At 31.9% G+C, this 19,322-nt stretch carries 15 protein-coding genes; 1 reads left to right on the forward strand and 14 read right to left on the reverse strand.

Going from position 1 to position 19,322, the window contains the following annotated elements; genetic code table 11:
• Window positions 1-93: 93 nt before the first annotated feature.
• From H0I32_RS00470 to H0I32_RS00510, 9 genes are all read right to left on the reverse strand, one after another.
• Window positions 94-2,709 carry a DNA gyrase/topoisomerase IV subunit A gene (locus tag H0I32_RS00470; RefSeq protein ID WP_173589059.1) on the reverse strand — a complete coding sequence of 872 codons (2,616 nt, stop codon included), beginning with the start codon at window positions 2,707-2,709 and terminating at the stop codon, window positions 94-96.
• Entirely contained in the window at window positions 2,710-3,183 is a 474-nt protein-coding gene (locus tag H0I32_RS00475) for a hypothetical protein (protein WP_173589058.1), read from the reverse strand. It abuts the gene before it with no gap.
• Between the two features lie 83 nt (window positions 3,184-3,266).
• Window positions 3,267-5,126, reverse strand: coding sequence for a DNA topoisomerase IV subunit B (locus H0I32_RS00480; protein WP_173589057.1), 1,860 nt, complete (start codon window positions 5,124-5,126; stop codon window positions 3,267-3,269).
• Between the two features lie 147 nt (window positions 5,127-5,273).
• On the reverse strand, window positions 5,274-6,185 hold the full coding sequence (locus H0I32_RS00485; RefSeq protein WP_179313072.1) for a DMT family transporter: 912 nt from the start codon (window positions 6,183-6,185) through the stop codon (window positions 5,274-5,276).
• 65 nt (window positions 6,186-6,250) lie between these two features.
• A complete protein-coding gene (locus tag H0I32_RS00490) occupies window positions 6,251-6,706 on the reverse strand; it encodes an SRPBCC family protein (protein ID WP_179313071.1) in 456 nt (151 codons plus the stop codon).
• Between the two features lie 194 nt (window positions 6,707-6,900).
• The gene (locus tag H0I32_RS00495) at window positions 6,901-8,406 is read right to left on the reverse strand and encodes a hypothetical protein (RefSeq protein WP_173589054.1); all 1,506 of its coding nucleotides are present in this window, start codon (window positions 8,404-8,406) and stop codon (window positions 6,901-6,903) included.
• 106 nt (window positions 8,407-8,512) lie between these two features.
• On the reverse strand, window positions 8,513-9,607 hold the full coding sequence (ychF, locus tag H0I32_RS00500; protein ID WP_173589053.1) for a redox-regulated ATPase YchF: 1,095 nt from the start codon (window positions 9,605-9,607) through the stop codon (window positions 8,513-8,515).
• Between the two features lie 246 nt (window positions 9,608-9,853).
• The gene (locus H0I32_RS00505) at window positions 9,854-13,441 is read right to left on the reverse strand and encodes a PAS domain S-box protein (protein ID WP_179313070.1); all 3,588 of its coding nucleotides are present in this window, start codon (window positions 13,439-13,441) and stop codon (window positions 9,854-9,856) included.
• A 7-nt stretch (window positions 13,442-13,448) separates the two neighbouring features.
• The gene (locus H0I32_RS00510) at window positions 13,449-13,895 is read right to left on the reverse strand and encodes a response regulator (RefSeq protein WP_173589051.1); all 447 of its coding nucleotides are present in this window, start codon (window positions 13,893-13,895) and stop codon (window positions 13,449-13,451) included.
• A 647-nt stretch (window positions 13,896-14,542) separates the two neighbouring features.
• On the opposite strand from H0I32_RS00510, the gene H0I32_RS00515 reads away from it, so the two are divergent.
• Window positions 14,543-15,808, forward strand: a complete 1,266-nt coding sequence (locus H0I32_RS00515; RefSeq protein WP_246293578.1) for an arylsulfotransferase family protein — start codon at window positions 14,543-14,545, stop codon at window positions 15,806-15,808.
• 268 nt (window positions 15,809-16,076) lie between these two features.
• Here H0I32_RS00515 and H0I32_RS00520 read toward each other — a convergent pair whose 3' ends face one another.
• From H0I32_RS00520 to H0I32_RS00540, 5 genes are all read right to left on the reverse strand, one after another.
• Window positions 16,077-16,418, reverse strand: coding sequence for a hypothetical protein (locus H0I32_RS00520; RefSeq protein WP_179313069.1), 342 nt, complete (start codon window positions 16,416-16,418; stop codon window positions 16,077-16,079).
• A 160-nt stretch (window positions 16,419-16,578) separates the two neighbouring features.
• Window positions 16,579-16,956, reverse strand: coding sequence for a hypothetical protein (locus tag H0I32_RS00525; protein ID WP_179313068.1), 378 nt, complete (start codon window positions 16,954-16,956; stop codon window positions 16,579-16,581).
• 217 nt (window positions 16,957-17,173) lie between these two features.
• Window positions 17,174-17,653, reverse strand: coding sequence for a hypothetical protein (locus H0I32_RS00530; protein WP_179313067.1), 480 nt, complete (start codon window positions 17,651-17,653; stop codon window positions 17,174-17,176).
• Between the two features lie 24 nt (window positions 17,654-17,677).
• Window positions 17,678-17,971 carry a hypothetical protein gene (locus tag H0I32_RS00535; protein ID WP_173589047.1) on the reverse strand — a complete coding sequence of 98 codons (294 nt, stop codon included), beginning with the start codon at window positions 17,969-17,971 and terminating at the stop codon, window positions 17,678-17,680.
• A gap of 311 nt (window positions 17,972-18,282) precedes the next feature.
• Window positions 18,283-19,305 (reverse strand): transporter, encoded by a 1,023-nt coding sequence (locus tag H0I32_RS00540; protein WP_173589046.1) that lies wholly within the window; start codon window positions 19,303-19,305, stop codon window positions 18,283-18,285.
• Window positions 19,306-19,322 lie beyond the last annotated feature (17 nt).

Here is a 19,322-nt window from a genome sequence, read left to right on the forward strand (position 1 = left end):
AGTTAAAGATAATAAGGTTTGATAATTTTTTAAAATCAAAAAAGCTGAAATGGAAACCACTTCAGCTTTTTTGATTTATGTAAATGAATAACTTTAAAATAAAGAACCCTGAGCTTGATCTTCTTCATCTTCACTTTTAGATTGAGATTCTGAATCTCCAGAATCTTTTTCGTTTTCCGTATCAACAACCTCTTCCTCTTCAAATTCATAAGGCAACGATTCCAACGGGTTTACTTGATTTATTTTATCTCTAGTTAACTGATTACCTAAGGCAGTAATACCTTTTACTGAAATAAATTCTTCAAGATTAACTTCTAGATTTGGTTTGCGTTCTTTACCACGTTCTTTTGTGAATTCTACATCTACAACTGGACGCCAATCTGTAGAAACAATCTCTAATTGAGAATCTGGATGATCCGAAATAAAGTCTTCTTCTCTACCTTCATGCTCAATAATAAAACGCTTAACATAATAACGCTCTTTCTCTCCGTCGTAATAAATTGCTGAAATTGGTTTTTTAGGAATCCATTTTTCCATAACAATCATTTCATTATCAAAATGCGCTGTTAATTCTGGCGTAATCGTTTTTACTATTCCAGATTGAGTAATAATTAACAATCTGTCTTCCCCTCTAAATTCACCAATTAAATCACCTCTTCCATCCACATTTAAACGACGAACCGTATCATCGAACCAAATTTTACGAGGTTTTAATGTTGAAACTCCTTTTTCTTTTAGCTCAATACGCTTAATCGCATATTTAGTAACCGTATTCCCTTTAGAAACTCTACCTTTTATAAGAACATCTGCAAAGTCTAAATCCCATTTTAATTTCTTAATACTACCAACTTGTCTTAGCATTATAGTTACAACCTCTGCTTCACCATTAGGGTTTGCAGAAAAATACCATAAAGCAGAACCTTTTGTTCCATTAGTTAAATCGTACTCACGATCTCTCGTCATACTTGTAACTGCAAAACGTTTCACGTAAGATGGTCCGGTTTTACCATCGCGATAAATCATGTTATAAATAGTACGCTTATCTTTTTTCTTGAAAATTGCAACATGAATAATATTCTTACCTATAAAAGTTTTAGAATCCACTTTAGTCACCATCATAGTTCCTTGATTTGTGAATACAATAACATCATCGATATCACTACAGTCACAAACATATTCGTCACGTTTTAGTGAGGTCCCAATAAATCCTTCAGCTCTATTCACATAAAGCTTCGTGTTTCTGATCACTACTTTTGTAGCATCTACATCATCAAAGATTCTGATTTCAGTTTTACGCTCTTTACCTTCACCGTAATCTCGTTTCAATCTTTCAAAAAACGCTATAGCATAATCGATTAGATTCGCTAAATGATGTTTTACTTCAGCTATCTGATCTTCTAAAGCATCAATTTTCTGTTGTGCTTTATCGATATCAAATTTAGAAATACGTTTAATTCTTATCTCAGTTAAACGTGTAATATCTTCAACAGTAATAGCACGTTTTAAATGTTTAATATGTGGCTGAAGTCCTTTATCGATAGCTTCAATTACACCATCCCAAGTTTCTTCCTCTTCAATATCGCGGTAAATTCTTTTATCAATAAAAATACGCTCTAAAGACGCAAAGTGCCATTGCTCTTGAAATTCACCTAATTTTATTTCTAATTCACTTTTTAAAAGCTGAACTGTATTATCTGTAGAACGACGTAACATTTCTGTAACACCAACAAAATAAGGCTTGTTATCTTCAATTACACAACCTAATGGCGAAATTGAAGTTTCACAACTTGTAAAAGCGAAAAGTGCATCAATAGTTTTATCTGGTGATAAGCCTGCAGGCAAGTGAATTAAAATTTCAACTTTAGCTGCTGTATTATCTTCAATCTTTTTAATCTTAATTTTTCCTTTATCATTCGCCTTAAGCACAGAGTCTATAAGCGAAGTTGTTGTTGTACCAAAAGGAATCTCCGTAATAACAAGTGTATTTTTGTCTCGTTGAGAAATTTGTGCACGCACTCTCACTTTTCCACCTCGCAAACCATCATTGTAGTTTGTGAAATCTGCAATACCAGCCGTTGGGAAATCCGGTAAAATAGTAAATCGTTTTCCTTTTAAATGCTTTACAGAAGCCTCAATAAGCTCAATAAAATTATGAGGTAATATTTTTGTAGACAAACCAACCGCAATACCTTCACCTCCTTGCGCTAACAATAACGGAAACATTACAGGTAAATTTATAGGTTCTTTACGGCGACCATCATAAGAAGCTTGCCATTCTGTAATTTTAGGATTATAAACCACATCCATTGCAAACTTAGAAAGTCTAGCTTCAATATAACGAGATGCTGCTGCACGGTCTCCTGTTAATATATTCCCCCAGTTTCCTTGAGTATCTATTAAAAGATCTTTCTGACCAATTTGAACCATAGCATCTGCAATACTTGCATCACCATGCGGGTGATATTGCATAGTATGACCAACAATATTCGCTACTTTATTGTAACGACCATCATCTAAATCTTTCATAGAATGCATTATACGACGCTGAACAGGTTTAAAACCATCTTCAATTGCCGGAACTGCACGTTCTAAAATAACATAAGAAGCATAATCTAAAAACCACTCTTTATACATTCCGGTAACCTTGGTAATTGTCTCTTGACTACCGTTATCCTCATTTATAAATTCTTCATGTTCTTCTTCTGCCATCTATCCTAATTTGTGAGATTTATTTTCTTTTATAATCTTTTTTAAAGACTGTCTTACGTATCTAATTTTTTTACGTTTCAAAAGTGTTATATTAAAGCTTTCATTTGAAATACTACCGCTACTACCTGTAGTATAAATAGTTAAATTCTTATACAAATAATAATTACTAATTTTATATCCTGTTAATTTTTCTCTAGGAACTTCAACTTTATTTTCTCGGTAATTAAAATGATCATTAAGAATCAATCCGCTATTTGTAATAATTACATTAGCGCCATCGCTATCATATTCAAAAAAACGCGCTACAAAATGTACAATAATTACAGCGACCAACAAACCTAATAACACATATAATGAACCTCCTTCAACCAAACGAAAAGATCTAAAAACTGTTGCCAACAAAACCGCAATGACTAACAGTATAAAATAGATAGAAATTATGGTGTTTTTTATTTCCCTGTTATCTGTTCTCATTATTTAGTATTCACTTTTGATTTTTAATTTTGCTTTCTAAATTCGAAGCAAGGCAATTCAACAAAAAAATATGTTTAATAGAATTACAAATCTTCTTCAATAACATCTAATTCAACTTTAAGATTGTCAATAATAAATTCTTGACGTGTTGGTGTGTTTTTACCCATATAAAAAGACAGTAAATCTTCAATAGACATATCCTTATCTAACATTACTGGATCTAATCGAATATCCGCACCTATAAAATGCACAAACTCATCTGGCGAAATCTCACCCAAACCTTTAAATCGAGTAATCTCTGGTTTTGGTTTTAATTTTTCCATAGCATCACGTCGTTCTTGTTCAGAATAACAATAGATGGTTTCTTTTTTATTTCGGACTCTAAATAATGGCGTTTGTAAAATATACAAATGACCATCTTTTATAACTTCAGGAAAAAACTGTAAAAAAAATGTAATCAGCAATAAACGAATGTGCATCCCATCGACATCGGCATCTGTTGCAATCACCACATTGTTATAACGCAAATCTTCTAAAGACTCTTCTATATTTAAAGCTGCTTGAAGTAAATTAAATTCTTCATTTTCATAAACAATCTTTTTACTTAATCCATAACAATTTAAAGGCTTTCCTTTTAAACTAAAAACAGCTTGCGTATTTACATCTCGAGATTTTGTAATACTACCCGATGCAGAATCTCCCTCCGTAATGAATAAAGTAGTTTCTAAATTGCGATCGTTTTTAGTATCTCCGAAATGCACACGGCAATCTCGTAATTTCTTATTATGAAGACTCGCTTTCTTTGCTCTATCTTTTGCTAATTTCCGAATTCCAGATAATTCCTTACGCTCACGTTCTGCTTGAAGAATTTTACGTTGTAATTTTTCAGCTGAATCTGGATTTTTGTGTAAATAGTTATCTAAATAACGTTTTACATAGTCGTTAATATATGTTCTTACGGTTGGCAACTCGCCTCCCATATCTGTAGAACCTAATTTAGTTTTTGTCTGACTTTCAAAAACAGGTTCCATTACTTTAATAGCAATTGCTGTAACTACTGATTTTCTAATATCTGAAGCTTCGTAATTTTTACCATAAAATTCTCTAATGGTTTTAACTATAGATTCACGGTAAGCTGCTAAATGTGTACCACCTTGTGTTGTGTTTTGTCCATTTACAAAAGAATGGTACTCTTCACTATATTGTGTTTTACTATGCGTAATTGCAATTTCAATATCTTCACCTCTAAGATGAATAATAGGATACAACATGTCGGTATCCTTTATGTTTTCTGAAAGTAAATCTTTTAGCCCGTTTTCACTATGGAATTTTTCACCATTAAAAACAATGGTTAATCCAGGATTAAGGTATACATAGTATTTAAGCATCTTAACGACATACTCGCTACGATACTTATAATTTTTAAAGATAATTTCATCTGGAATAAAAGATACTTTAGTCCCTTTTCTTCGTGATGTATCATCTAAAAGATCTTGATTTGTAAGATTTCCTTGAGCAAATTCTGCTGAAGCCGATTTATTGTCTCGTGTAGATTCTACTCTAAAATAAGAAGAAAGCGCATTTACAGCCTTGGTACCAACACCATTTAAACCTACTGATTTTTTAAAGGCTTTAGAATCGTACTTACCCCCCGTATTCATTTTAGAAACAACATCAACCACTTTTCCTAAAGGAATACCACGACCATAATCGCGAACAATAACACGTTCTCCTTGAATAGAAATTTCAATGGTTTTACCAGCCCCCATAACAAACTCGTCAATAGAGTTATCTAGAACTTCTTTAAGTAAAATGTAAATACCGTCATCTGGAGAAGACCCATCTCCTAACTTACCGATATACATACCAGGACGCATTCGGATATGTTCTTTCCAATCGAGTGAGCGTATGTTATCTTCAGTATAATTTGTCTGTTCTGACATAGGAATAGGTAAGTGTTAGGTTGAAAGGCTAAATATAAGATTATACCTTAAAAAATGAAACAATCAGCGGCTAAATTAATTAACAATAATGATAGATAATGTTGAGAACCTTGATATTCTTAAAACATAACTTCTAAATAGAAATATTTAGTCTTGTCTTTTCTTTTTTCGCTTCTTTTTTGAAACTAATAAGATTCCTAAAATTACAACTACAGTTCCAATAATCTGTATTGTTGTTAAGCTTTCATTTAAAAAAATGACGGCGAGTATTATGGTAGATATTGGTCCAATACCTGCAACGATGGCGAAATTAGACGAACTTATCAATTTTATGGAAATAGAGACTAAAAATGAAGGAATCACTGTTGCAAAAATAGCAATACACAGTCCTAAAGCATAGACTTGCCATGGGAAACTAAAAATATCAACCTCAGAAAAAATACTAAAATGGACAAACACACAAATACTACACACAATCATAGCATAAGCGGTAAAACGCATCACACCAAATTTCGGAATTAACCAACCACTCCCCATTAAATAAGCCGCATAAGTTACAGCACTTAAAAACACAAAAAGGCCTCCTAAATAAGTCTCGCTTCCTGAAACAGAAACTTCACTCGCAAATGTGATTATAATACCAACATAAGTAATTATAATAGCTAGTTTCTGCTTATTTGTAATTACCGTTTTTAAAAACCATTTATTAAATAGCAATACAATGGTTGGATATATAAAAAGGATAATACGTTCTAAACTAGCTTTTATATAAGTTAAGCCTATAAAATCGAAATAACTCGCTAAATAATAACCAACAAACCCGAAAAAAATCAACCAAAGATAATCTTGTCGCTGTATGTCTTCTTTTTCTTCATTACGGTATAAATAAGCAATAACGATATAAAACGGAAAAGAAAATAACATTCTCAGCTGCAACATACTAAGTGCATCAATGTTATATTGATAAGCTAATTTTATAAGTACTGCTTTTGAAGAAAAAAGCACAATACCAATGACACCAAGTATAATACCAGAAAGAAAATTTTGTCTAACTTTCATGTTCTGAAATTATAATGGTTTCTATTAATCTTACAATCACAAATTCAGGAATTACCATATTCAAACTAAAAAATTTCTTCTGCTTTAATTCTTAAATATTCATTTCTTGTCATTAGCAAATTCTTCATGTATTGTTTTAAAAAAAGAAAGTTTGCTAATCTCCCTAAAACTCCAAAAGGAGATTCAAAAGAAAATCTATCAATCATTAATGTCTTATTCTTTTCAATTTGAAAAATATGTTGGTGCTTAAAGGATTTAAATGCACCAGACACCATTTCGTCTACAAAATAGTTTGGACTTTCAAATTCTGTGATTTTTGAAGTTAATTTTTGTTGGACACCAAAATGAGTGGCTTCCCAAGTTACGGATTCTCCTAACTCTATTAATCCTGAAGTTTTGCCTGCAATAGCTTTTTCACTTGAATGTGCCATAGACGCTTTATGAAAATCAATATTACGTGCTAAATCGAAACAGGTTTTTAAATCTGCTTTAATCATGGTATTAATTTCTAGTGTTGGCATTTAACTATGATTATGAGATTGCCACGTCCTTCGTCCTCGCAATGAAAATAGCTGTATTTCACCTAATCCCATCACATATTTGTCAATGGAATTATCTAAAACTTCTTATTAAATAGTATTAATAAAATAACTCGAATTTTTTTAAAAATCAATGGTTAGGTTAAACAACAGAACCTTTACTTTTAAACTTTTATTTATTTTTCTATTTTAATTAATTGTTTTTCTGTTCCATAATTTCCAAATAATATTATATTATCCTCTTTAGTTGTTACAAAATTATTAAAATGAAATAATACATCTGAATCCTTATTTTGGTAGATGTTTTTATGATTTGTTTTTCCATTTTCATCTATTGAAACAGAATAGATAGCAGAATCATCACTCTTAAACTTTAAAAATTCAACACTTCCATTTTTAGATTCTTTTATTTTCCTAGAAGCATTAAAGAAGAAATAAATTTTGTTGTTTGTATATACAGAAACATATGATGTATATGATGGCAAAACTGCTTTTTGATTTTTATTTATATTTCTAGCCCATATTAATTTGCCTTTATTATCAATTTTAGCTGAAATAATATCATCAAAACAATATATTGGATAATCCTTTCCATATTCAACATAATACTCTTCTCCTGTAATTATAATATCCCCATTGTCTTCCATATAAGCATTAGACAACAAAATATCTTTCAACTCTTTATCTGAACTTTTACCATATTTATCTATTATAAACTGATTTGAGAACTTATTAAAACTACTATTTAAAAGCTCAAATTTTTCAATGTTTATTAAATAACGACAAACTCCACTTGATTTACTCTCTTTATTTTTTCCGTACAAACCTACGTACGATAGTTTATTGTTTTTGGTAACTGAATTTAAAGATTTAATTAAATTATTATCGTTTTTTAAAACTATTGTTTCATAATCTTTATCATTCAGTTTATAGGACTCAAAATGATAATTAATTTTATCATCTTTTTTAGTCGCTCTAGAGTTATTCTCAAAAATCTTACCTAATAAATAAACAGTACCATCTATATCATTTAAGCTAACATTTTGAAAAACGAAAAAATCATCTTTAATGTTTTTCTTAAATAAATACTCCTTTACTTTTTCAAATTTCTTATTAAAGACAACGATTTTATGAGTTGCTACATCATCATTTTTTATATCAAAACTCAAAGCTATAAAATTTTTATTTTCTGAAAAAAACACAGTTCCGAAAGCAGCTGGATCATATGATTTAGGCATAGCATATAAAGCAACACCTAGTTTTTCTTCTTTCCCTACGGAACATAAACTCTTCTTTTTAAAATCCATAGAACTTATTGGGGCAGATAACACACTAAATTCATAACCACTTGCTTTATTCTTTTCATCAAACAAAATAATATTAATTATACCATTATCTATTACTATGTTACTAGAGGCATTATCAATTTTTGATCTTTTAATTAATTTTAAATCAGCACCATAATGCTCTACTAAATATGAATCTGCCGGCTTACTAGCTTTTTTTTGTACTGTTCTTACCAATACGACACCATCATTTCCATCACTCTCTGAAAAAATCACACGTGACCATTTTACTTCGTCCTTAAAAACGGAGCCTGTAATAATGTTTTCATAATTATTTTGTCCGAAAACAATAATATTCACAAACAATAATAAAATAGTAACAATTAACTTTCTCATAATTAGTTTTTGGTATTTAAATAAAAAAGCAAGATAAAAATTTATCTTGCTTTTAGTCTATATTCTATGTTTTTTAATCTATAGGCTATAAATCTATTGCCTCTTTTTACACATTAAATAAGAAATGCATTACATCGCCATCTTTTACAACATAATTCTTTCCTTCTACGCGCATTTTACCTGCTTCTTTTACTTTAGCTTCACTTCCAAATTCTACAAAATCATTGTAAGCAATAACTTCTGCTCTAATAAAACCTTTTTCAAAATCGGTATGAATAACTCCTGCTGCCTGTGGCCCTGTTGCACCAACATTTACCGTCCAAGCTCTTACTTCTTTTACACCAGCTGTAAAATAGGTTTGCTGATTTAATAATTTGTAAGCTGAACGAATTAATTTAGCAGATCCTGGCTCATCTAAACCAATATCAGATAAAAACATTTGGCGTTCTTCGTAATCATCAAGCTCATTAATATCTGCTTCTGTACCAACAGCCAACACTAAAACCTCAGCGTTTTCGTTTTTTACAGCTTCTTTCACTTTATCTACGTAAGCATTTCCTGTCGTTGCAGCGCTTTCGTCAACATTACAAACATACATTACTGGTTTATCTGTAATAAATTGAGAAGGCACAACGTAATCTTCATAATCTTCTTCCGAAAATTCTAAAGCTCTTATAGAAACTCCTGCTTCTAAATTTTCTTTTATTTTAAGAAGAACAGCTTCTTCTTTTTGCGCTTCTTTATTACCTGTTTTGGCAGCACGTTTTACTTTATCTAATTTTTTATCTACAGTATCTAAATCTTTCAACTGTAATTCCATATCAATAGTTTCTTTATCTCTAATAGGATCTACAGAACCATCAACATGAATAATATTATCGTCATTAAAACAACGTAATACATGTAAAATAGCATCGGTTTCTCTAATATTAGCCAAGAACTGATTTCCTAAACCTTCACCTTTACTCGCTCCTTTTACTAAACCTGCAATATCAACAATCTCTACAGTTGCTGGTAAAACACGCTCTGGATTAACTAATTCTTCTAATTTCTCTAATCTAGGATCAGGTACATTTACCACACCAATATTAGGTTCTATTGTACAAAACGGAAAGTTGGCACTCTGCGCTTTAGCATTAGATAAACAGTTAAATAAGGTTGATTTTCCTACGTTTGGTAATCCTACGATTCCTGCTTTCATCGATAATATATTTTTATTCCTTTATTTAACAGGAATCTTATTAGTAAAATTTATAATTTCTATAACGTCTCTACTCCTATTAATAAAAGGAAAGTTGTTACGAAATTTTGCGAGTGCAAATGTAGTTAATTCGTAGAATAGTTTGAATTATATTTTTTGAAATGATTTTTGGGTTCAAAAAAACAGACCACAAGCCTAGAATTTTTATAATCATTTGTAATACTATAAATATGTATAATCCTATAACTAAGGTGCAGGAATATAAATATCAAAAACAGCACCTTCTCCCATCTTGCTTTTAGCACTTATAAAACCTTCATGGTTTTCTATAATACGTTTTACAATAGCCAGACCAATACCGGTACCAGAATAGTCTTCCCTGCTGTGCAAACGCTGAAAAACTTCAAAAATACGTTCGTTGTAGTGCTGCTCAAAACCAATACCATTATCAGAGAAACAGATATGGCAATAAGTACGCTGTGGTTTTAAAGCTGCAATACCAGTAGCCACCCCTTTTAAGGTCTCGCAACTGATTTTAATATGTACGGGGACATCAGCTTTAGCAAACTTAATAGAATTACTGATTAAGTTTAAAATTACCTGCTGAAACTGCACCACAATAATCTTAACATTACAAATGTTCTCTAGCTCAAAGTAAACCTCTTTTCCTTCCAACTCTTCACTTAGCGTTTCTTTAGCATCATCTATAATCGCTTCAAGACTGTAAATATCAAAAGTGCTCACCTGAGCATTAGTTCTAGAATAAGCTATTAAATCTTGTATCAAATTTTGCATCCTAGAAGCGGACACCTGCATTCTAGAAAAATAATTCCTAGCACTATCAGATAACCGATCTAACTCCTTTTCTTTTATGCGAGAGGCAAAAGTCTGAATCTTTCGCAAAGGTTCTTGCAAATCATGACTAGAGATATAGACGAAAGACTGCAACTCTTTATTCATTTTTTCCAAATCTACATTCTTCTGTTGCAACTCGTTAGTACGCTGCTGCACCATATTTTCAAGCTTGGTTGTAGATTCTTTTTGTTCTTGAATGTCGGTACTGGTACCTACCCACATTTTAATAACTCCATCAGCATCCTTTTGAGGGATAGCACGGCTTAACTGCCAACGGTATTCTCCATCATGTTTACGGAAACGATGTTCTAATAAAAAATCCTTGCCCAAGTTAATGGTCTCATTCCACACCTTTATATTTTCGGCTCTATCATCGGGGTGTATCATTTGTAACCAACCATCTTTTTTTATCTGCTCTAAAGTCAATCCTGAAAAATCAAAAACCGATTGATTAAAATAATTAAGATGCCCCTCCGGATCTGAGGTCCAAATAAATTGCGGCATAGAATCTGCCAAAAGCCTAAACTTCTCTTCGCGATCTAATAACTGCTGATGAAAGTTTCGTTCTTCTGTAATATCTCTAACAGTACCAAGCATACGTTCTGGCACATTATCAGCATCATAAAAAACTTTGCCTTTTACATCTTTCCAACGCAGCACTTGATCTTCTCCTATTATCCGAACTTGGTAATGTAATACACCCGAAATAAACGCTTTTTCAAAAGCCTTTTCTCTAAGATCTACATCATCAGGGTGTATAAAAGATATTAACCTTTCTTGTGTTAAGGCATTACCATTAGAAAAGCCTAAAATATCATAACAACGGTCCGATGCTTCCATCGCCTGGGTTCTAAGATTCAAATCCCAAATTCCCAGCTCACTAGCTTCTATAACAAGTTTTAATTTCTCTTCATTTTCTTCTATAAGATGCTTCGCTTTTACTGTGGCTGTAACTTCTGTAGCGACAACCATAATACCCGTAATAACATTATTTTCCTTTAACGGATGGTAAACAAAATTAAAATAGCTAACTTTTGTTTTCCCTTTACGGGTTAACCCAATAGGAAACTCATAACCATAAAAATCATTTCCGGTATCATAAATAGCGGCTATAATAGGAGCTATAGATTCTTCGACTTCTGGCAAACTTTCAAAAAGTGGTTTCCCTACGAATTCTGTTTCTGTTTTATCTACAATTTGCAAATAACTAGCATTGGCCATTTCTATAACATTCTCAGGACCTCTAAAAACAACAATACCTAAAGGAGCTTGCATTACTGAGCTTCTAAAACGCTTTTCACTTTCTTCTACTTTTTGTTTAGCTTCATTCAGTTCTGTAACGTCTGCAGCTGTATTCATTACAGAATGAACTTGACCATCAGCATCAACAATAGGTGTAAAACTATAATTAAAATAACCACGCTTAAGAATGCCATTGGTTAAAATATCTGCATATTCATTTTTAGCATGAAACGGTTCACCAGTTCGCAGTACCTCTTGCACTTGCTCAAAAACAGGCAGGTTATCAACTTCGGGTAATATATTTGTAAATAATTCTCCAACCACATCATTTCCTTTCCCCCAAACGTCCATAATAGATTGATTAGCAAGCGTTATACGCATCTCCTTCCCTGTAAAAACTCCTATCGGAAATGGTGCACTATCAACTAAAGCACGCATATTTTGTTCACTTTCTTCCACCTTTTTTCGGGCTAAAACCTGCGAGGTAACATCATACCCTATGGCCATAACACCATTAATGTTTAATTCAGAATCATAAAGGGCTTCGTAAGAAAAATTGATATATATGGTCTCTAAAATTCCTTTTCTTTTAATTTGAAGAGGATGCTCAGAGGTCGCGTAGCGGCGACCTGTCTCAGATACAGCATCTAACAATTCCTTTATACCTTGAGAGATTAATTCTGGCATGGCATCAAAAATCGAAATATTAAGAACCTCAGCTGCTGTTTTCCCCCATAATTCTAAAGCGTATTTATTCGCAATTTCAACCTTATAATCACTGTCTCTAAATATAGATATAGCAACGGGTGCCTGAAGAATCATAAGGCGTAGATTTCGTTCGCTTTCTTCTATTTTTTTTCGAGAAACAACTCGATCCGTTACATCTTCTAAGGTACCTGTTAACCTGTAAGCTACTTGATGGTCATTAAACCAAGCACGACCTCTGGCATGAACAATGGTTTCTTTTGAGGTGAGGGGGTTGATAATAGCATATTCAATATCATAATTTCCTCCTAAACGGTATTCTAAAACGTCTTTAATAGCACTAGAAACACGTTCCTTATCATTTTTAGCAACGGCATTAAGGGCATCACTGAGTGTTAGTTCTGCTTTATCAGGCAAACCAAACCAGACTTTTAATCTGGAGTTGCAAGTGAATCTGTTAGTCAGCGGGTTATAATCGTAGGTCGCTAGCTTAGAGGCTTCCAATACAAACTCCAATTCATTTTCATGAGCCTTTTGTTCGTCTTCTACCTGCCTTTTATGGGGCGCATCAACAATAGTGATCAGGACACCTCCAACGGCTCCAGAGACTAGCTTAATAGGACTAAAAGCTAAATCAAAATAGCAACTTTCAACGTCTCCATTCTGATTTAAAGGCAGCAAAAAATCTGAAAACCGAGAGGCTTCGCCTTTCATCGCCTTATCTAACAATGTACCAATAAGATCCCAAACTTCCGCCAAAGTGTCTCTTATACTTCGTCCTAAAGCATCAGGGTATTTAGTACGATCTAATAGCTGAAGATAACCCGTATTGTAAATTTGAGTGTATGAGGAGCCCCAGGCAATACACATTCCAAAAGGATGGTCTAACATAGTCCTTACCATAATCTTTAAAGACTCTGGCCAAGTTTCTGGGGCTCCTAAAGACGTAGTAGTCCAATCTTTAGTTCTAATGTGGGCTCCAATAGTACCGCCTCCTTCTAAAAAATTAAATTGTTCAGCTTTAATACTCATGGAATAATTAAGGTTCAATAATAAATTGAGCTCTCGAACGCTCTGGCGTTTCAAGCTCAGTAATCTGAGAAATGGCTTTAGTAATCGCCTTTTTTATATTAGTGAATTCACAGGGCTTTTGTATGTAATAATGAGCGCCTAAATCATAAAGGTGATTAACAACCGTACGATCTAACGAAGTGGAATAAATAACAACAGGAATAGCCTTTAATTTAACGGAAGACTTCATGGCTTCTAAACATTCGCTCCCTGATTTTCGAGGCATATTAATATCTAAAAAAACAAGATTAGGAACAGGGTTGTCCGCTGCCAATAAAAAATCCATAAGAGCTACACCGTCATTTAAAACCGAAAGTGTAAGGGTACTAGATATTTCGCTTACAGCTTCCGCAAAGAAGTCGCAATCGTCAATATCATCATCAGCAAGCAAAAGGTGAAACTTAGTATTTTCCATATTATAGAGTTTTAAGATGGGCATATATCTCCCAATCAAGTGATTTAAAACAATATTCTTACAAGATGCAAATTAATATTAAAAATTTAGGAATTATAAAAGTAACTTTATTTTATTAAAGCATTAATTAACCCTTATAAAATATATTCACAACGCTTTTTTTGTTTTATAAAGCATCAAATTAAGCACATTAAACGTTACAAAACTAGAGCTATAGTATTAAAAATAGTTAATAAATTATTACCATTAATTTTCAAACGAAATCTACAAATAAATTAACAAACTTGTAAGGTTATTTTATAGCCCCCCTTTATTAACTGTTCTTTTCTTAATATAAAAACCTTACAAAACAGATGAATCTGATATTGAGTTATAATTTAAAGTTTACTAAGAACTACTCTGATCAGTTTTTTTCAATAGTTATAACGATAAAAAGTTCACCCTTTAGACCTAAAAATTTAAAAGGAGGCAAATCTATTCAATAATTAATAAGCACAATGGTAAATAGACAAAACAACTTATTATAAAAAAAAACACAACACTCTAAATCACAAACAATTACAATACAAACCAACAAAATTCTCATAATTAAGCGAGTGTTTTTATTATAAACAGCATCTAAATACATAACATAAAACATAGATCCTATGAAAAATACAATGAGAATAAATTCAGCCATTGCTAAGCCTTTAGTATTATTAGCCATTATGGCACTATTTACAGCATGTAATGATGATGATATTGAAAGTAGCGACGGTAGTGATACCGATACTACAACAGGAACAGATACCTCAACCTATGTTTTGGTGGTAGACCAAACAGGGCAAGGTGCAGATATAATTAATCATGATGGTGATGAAATATTTAGTTGGAACTTTGATGCCGCAATAGGCAATGATGCCAGTCTATTAGATGACGGTAGTATGTTAGTGTGTCTAAAAGCCAACGATGCGGCCATTACCTTTGGAGGATATGGTGGTGTATTTCAAAAAATAAATGCCGACCAAACAACAGATTGGGAGGTGTCTTATAGCACCACCACACAAACAGCCCATCATGATGTAGATTACTTATCTAATGGAAATATAATATTCCCGGTATGGGAACAACTTCTGGTAAGTGATGCGTCCGAAATGGGATTTTCAGGAAGTCAAGACATTTATCCTGAAGCCATAATAGAAATGAATCCTGTAACCCAAGAAATCGTTTGGGAGTGGCATGCTACAGATCATTTAATTCAAGATCATAACAGTACTAAACTTAATTATGGTACCGTACAAGACAACCCTAACAAAATAGACATTAACTACAACAGTGGGCAAGCCAATGGAGATATTATGCACGCTAATGGTATTACTGTAGATGAAACAAATAACATTATTTATCTCACAATTAATAACTATAGCGAGATATGGGTTATAGACCACAGCACAACCACAGCTCAAGCAGCAACAAGTACGGGCGGAAACTATAATTTAGGTGGAGATTTAGTGTACCGTTTTGGTAACCCATTAGCTTACGATAACGTAGGAGAAGTAACCATAAACGATGTACATTATCCTAATTTATTAGATACAGGGAACATGTTAGTGTTTTCTAACAATATTTATGATAACCAATCAGCTGTTTTTGAATATCAATTGAATCCTCCGTATCAACTTATTGCGGGTCAAGATAACGAACCAGAATTGGTATGGTCATTCACCGATTCAGAACTATACAGCTCTGGATTAGGAGGCGCAGTAAGAACTCCTAACGGAAATACACTTATTGCTGAAGGTAGAGATGGAACAGTTTGGGAAGTTTCTAATAGCGGTGAAGTTTTATGGAAATATGCCGGGTACGATACTCTTTGGAGAGTTTATGCCATACCTGTAGATGACGATAGACTTTCTTTTTTAGGAGTGAATTAAAAAACAAAGCATTTATAAAAATGACTTTTACTTAATTTTTGTAAAAGTCATTTTTTATTTTGTAAGAACTACACTCCGAGTAAATTATCGCAAATCAGACACAAAAACATCATAATATGACACCCCCTAGAATACCTCTTCTGTAATAATTATAATGTAGATTTCAAAAAAAAAACAACTAATAAGAAAGACGTTTTATAATCCAAAAAAAAATCCCAAACCAAAGGCTCAGGATCTCTATTCTAATATAAAAATTGTTTTCTAAAGCTTACTCACTATCACTTTTACGATCTAAAAGTTTTTGAGACACTTTGTAAGTTGCTCCATATGCCAAACCGGCTTGGCGTTTCTTAAAATCTGATAACGCTTGCGTGTACCATTTTGGATCTGTAGCTTTTTTCTTTGCTTTGTCATGACCAGAAGTTCCAAAAACTTCACCATCTAGGCGTGCTTCAACACTATAGATTCCAAGACCAAAATGTGCTGCACGTTCTAAAACGGTAGCAAAATCTAATTCTGAAAAATAATGTGTTGCTTCAGATTCGTAACCATCATTGATGTTCTCTAAACCTGTAAATATATGTTGTTCTAAAAATTCGTTCTTTTCCATAGTATTCTTAATTCACTTAAATCATAAAAAATCTGTTTTAAACACTAAAACAGATGTACTGAAATAGCTTCAGTAGGCATTGGCAAAGTTAGTTGTTCTTTAGATGATAGTCATATTTAGAATCAAATTATTTCTAAAATAAAAAACAAACTACAAAACATTACGCTTGGGTAACGTTTTTAAAAGTCGGGTGATTCTCTGTAATAGTACCAATCCCTTTTTTATTCACTTTAAAAGTAACATCCTTTGTTGTAGAAAATAATATAACAGTTAAAAAAGTAGTTTTTAAATGCGATTTTAGAATCACTAATGCGTCTTCTAAAGTCATTTCTTCTTCAATATCTTCAGTCTCCCTTGGTCTAAAACTGTATTTAAGTAAAACCTGAAATTCATCATCAGAATATAGAGGTCTAAGAAATATATTTTTCAGCTCAAGTTTACCAATAGTTTTGGCCATCGTTAATTTGGCAAATGTTCCTGCTTCAATACTTTCTTTTACTTTTTCCCAGAAAACAATAAAATCATTTTGGTAAGTCATATGCTTCAAAAATTAATTTTCAAAATTACAGAATTTTCTATGAATCATGTGTAATAAACACTTATTTATTCATGTAAAGACTGCGCCCAATAACATCTTCACCTTTAAATATTAATCTAACAAATTATATGGTTATTTAAAAACGGATTTTATATATTAAGAGATTTCCCCCTTAAATAATCTATACTCGGTCTTTGCCCAATTTATACTTGTCTTTTTATTCTGTAGTTATTAATAATACATTTACACCATCATTACCTCCACAATTTAGAATTGTAGAACTTGCATCTTTTAATAATGTTACTGTTTTAACAACATCATAATCAATTTTATATTTTTTTTTGTCATTTCCCTCAACAAGAATTCCATTCAAAATAACTAATGAAATACTATCATTAGTTTGAATTTTATATCTAGACTTAAATTTTTTTGATTCTATTTCAGATATACTGAATGATTCTGTAGCTGAATTAATTTGAGATATTTTTATAATTTCAGATTTTCTATCTACTGTAACTTTAGAAATATTCTTTGGGGCTAAATAATACTTTTTTAAATCAATTTCTTCATTTTCATTAAGTACTGTCTTGTAGCCCTTCTTTAAATTAAGCTTTCGTGCTTTATCATAGCTTACCGTTTTTATCCCATTACAAGAAAATAAAATTGAAATAAAAATTAAAAATATAATTTTAGACATTGTTTCGGTTTAATAAAAGGATTATTAATATAATTTTGCTTTTTCACTAACCTCCGTTTCACTAGAAATTGGACTATCACCCACTAATGAATCTCTTTCTATAATAAGTTCAGTATTTGGTTTTGCATCACATTTATCAAGTGCTTCACAACCTGTGATATAAACCATATTTTCAACCTGACTAAATTTCATAGTTTTATTTTTAATTACGCTATAATAATCTTGATCAAAAACATTTATCTGAGCAATAGCCGAAAATGTTCCTAAAAAAAAGATTAAAATTAAAAATATCAGATTTTTCACTTTGAATATTGTCATGCGTATGGTATTAATTAAAATTGTTTTATAATATTTACCTGATGCAATTATAATTCTATCCTTACGAAGATATGTTTTTTAAACTTCTTTAGTTTCTAAATCAAAGGGTTCTCTTCATTTTTTTAATGTTTTATACAATATCTATCATAACACAATTAATATATGAATTTTGCTTAATTTAACTTGTGTTGCTAAAATAATAACTAAATCTAAACACCTATTAAAAGCATTTTTTTTATATATGAGAGTAAAAGCAAAACGACTTAAGTTTACACTTAAGCCGTTTTATTTTTACAGAAAATTAGGCATCATTATTCTTTATGCCCAATAACATATTGAACTCCAAATGTTGCCATTAAAGTGTTTTTCATTTGAATACCATTAACTTCCTGAAAGGTAGGAATCTTTACTTCTGCAGCTAATCGTAAATTTTTAAAGCTACCTTTTGGTATTAAAAAATTTGTTCCTAAACCAACATCTATTTGACTTCTTCCAGAGTTAACTGTATTAAATAAGGGCATCATCAATGGATTTAAGTCAGCATCTACTCCATCTATTTTTTGAGTATCATAATAGCTCAAACTTGTTGATAAACTAAAAGATTCAGATAGCTTAATCGCTCCCCAACCTACGACATCAAATCTGTTTCCTAATGTGTAATTTTCAGAATTCTCTCCTATTCTAACTTTATAAATAGATTGAGCTCCCCAAGAAAATTTATCTGACTGTCCTAAATAAGTTAACCCCAAACTCGGATCCCAAGTTCCACTTCCTAATTGCATTGGGTAAGCTAATTGAGCATTATCTGCCATTGGTGTTGCATCACGCTGATCAATATCTCCTGTAGGAATAGAAACTCCAACATTACCATGTAACGACTGTCTATTACGATTCATTATTTTAATAAGGCTAGATACTGTTAAATCTCCTAATCCACCCGATTCTGTTAAGAAATCAACACCCGCTCCTGTTTTTAAATCCATAGAATTGGTAATATAACTCCCCATTACCATTAATGTAATTTGGTCTGAAGGTGCATACATTACACCGAGCATATGCATATCCATACTCATTTTTTGTGGTGCAATCATATAATCTTCATAAATATCTTCATTTGATATATCATTTGAAGACTGAAAATTTCCATCCATCCACATAGGCATATACCTATAAGACAACATAAATTCTCCTTTTTTATGATAATGGTCACCCATAACACTTATAGGTGCGTGACCATCTGGTCTTGCTGAAGTCCATTGATCTTCTTGTGCGACACCCACATTAGAGCATAGCAAAATAATGCCTATAAAAGGCAATACAATTTTATTGTACATTATTTACTTTTTTTGTT

The organism is Winogradskyella sp. HaHa_3_26, assembly GCF_019278425.1.
Lineage (GTDB): Bacteria > Bacteroidota > Bacteroidia > Flavobacteriales > Flavobacteriaceae > Winogradskyella > Winogradskyella undariae.

Excerpts from the sequence above, each read along its gene's own strand:
- H0I32_RS00470 (WP_173589059.1), bottom strand. The coding sequence starts at position 2,709 with ATGGCAGAAGAAGAACATGAAGAATTTATAAATGAGGATAACGGTAGT.
- H0I32_RS00475 (WP_173589058.1), bottom strand. The coding sequence starts at position 3,183 with ATGAGAACAGATAACAGGGAAATAAAAAACACCATAATTTCTATCTAT.
- H0I32_RS00480 (WP_173589057.1), bottom strand. The coding sequence starts at position 5,126 with ATGTCAGAACAGACAAATTATACTGAAGATAACATACGCTCACTCGAT.
- H0I32_RS00485 (WP_179313072.1), bottom strand. The coding sequence starts at position 6,185 with ATGAAAGTTAGACAAAATTTTCTTTCTGGTATTATACTTGGTGTCATT.
- H0I32_RS00490 (WP_179313071.1), bottom strand. The coding sequence starts at position 6,706 with ATGCCAACACTAGAAATTAATACCATGATTAAAGCAGATTTAAAAACC.
- H0I32_RS00495 (WP_173589054.1), bottom strand. The coding sequence starts at position 8,406 with ATGAGAAAGTTAATTGTTACTATTTTATTATTGTTTGTGAATATTATT.
- ychF (WP_173589053.1), bottom strand. The coding sequence starts at position 9,607 with ATGAAAGCAGGAATCGTAGGATTACCAAACGTAGGAAAATCAACCTTA.
- H0I32_RS00505 (WP_179313070.1), bottom strand. The coding sequence starts at position 13,441 with ATGAGTATTAAAGCTGAACAATTTAATTTTTTAGAAGGAGGCGGTACT.
- H0I32_RS00510 (WP_173589051.1), bottom strand. The coding sequence starts at position 13,895 with ATGGAAAATACTAAGTTTCACCTTTTGCTTGCTGATGATGATATTGAC.
- H0I32_RS00515 (WP_246293578.1), top strand. The coding sequence starts at position 14,543 with ATGAAAAATACAATGAGAATAAATTCAGCCATTGCTAAGCCTTTAGTA.
- H0I32_RS00520 (WP_179313069.1), bottom strand. The coding sequence starts at position 16,418 with ATGGAAAAGAACGAATTTTTAGAACAACATATATTTACAGGTTTAGAG.
- H0I32_RS00525 (WP_179313068.1), bottom strand. The coding sequence starts at position 16,956 with ATGACTTACCAAAATGATTTTATTGTTTTCTGGGAAAAAGTAAAAGAA.
- H0I32_RS00530 (WP_179313067.1), bottom strand. The coding sequence starts at position 17,653 with ATGTCTAAAATTATATTTTTAATTTTTATTTCAATTTTATTTTCTTGT.
- H0I32_RS00535 (WP_173589047.1), bottom strand. The coding sequence starts at position 17,971 with ATGACAATATTCAAAGTGAAAAATCTGATATTTTTAATTTTAATCTTT.
- H0I32_RS00540 (WP_173589046.1), bottom strand. The coding sequence starts at position 19,305 with ATGTACAATAAAATTGTATTGCCTTTTATAGGCATTATTTTGCTATGC.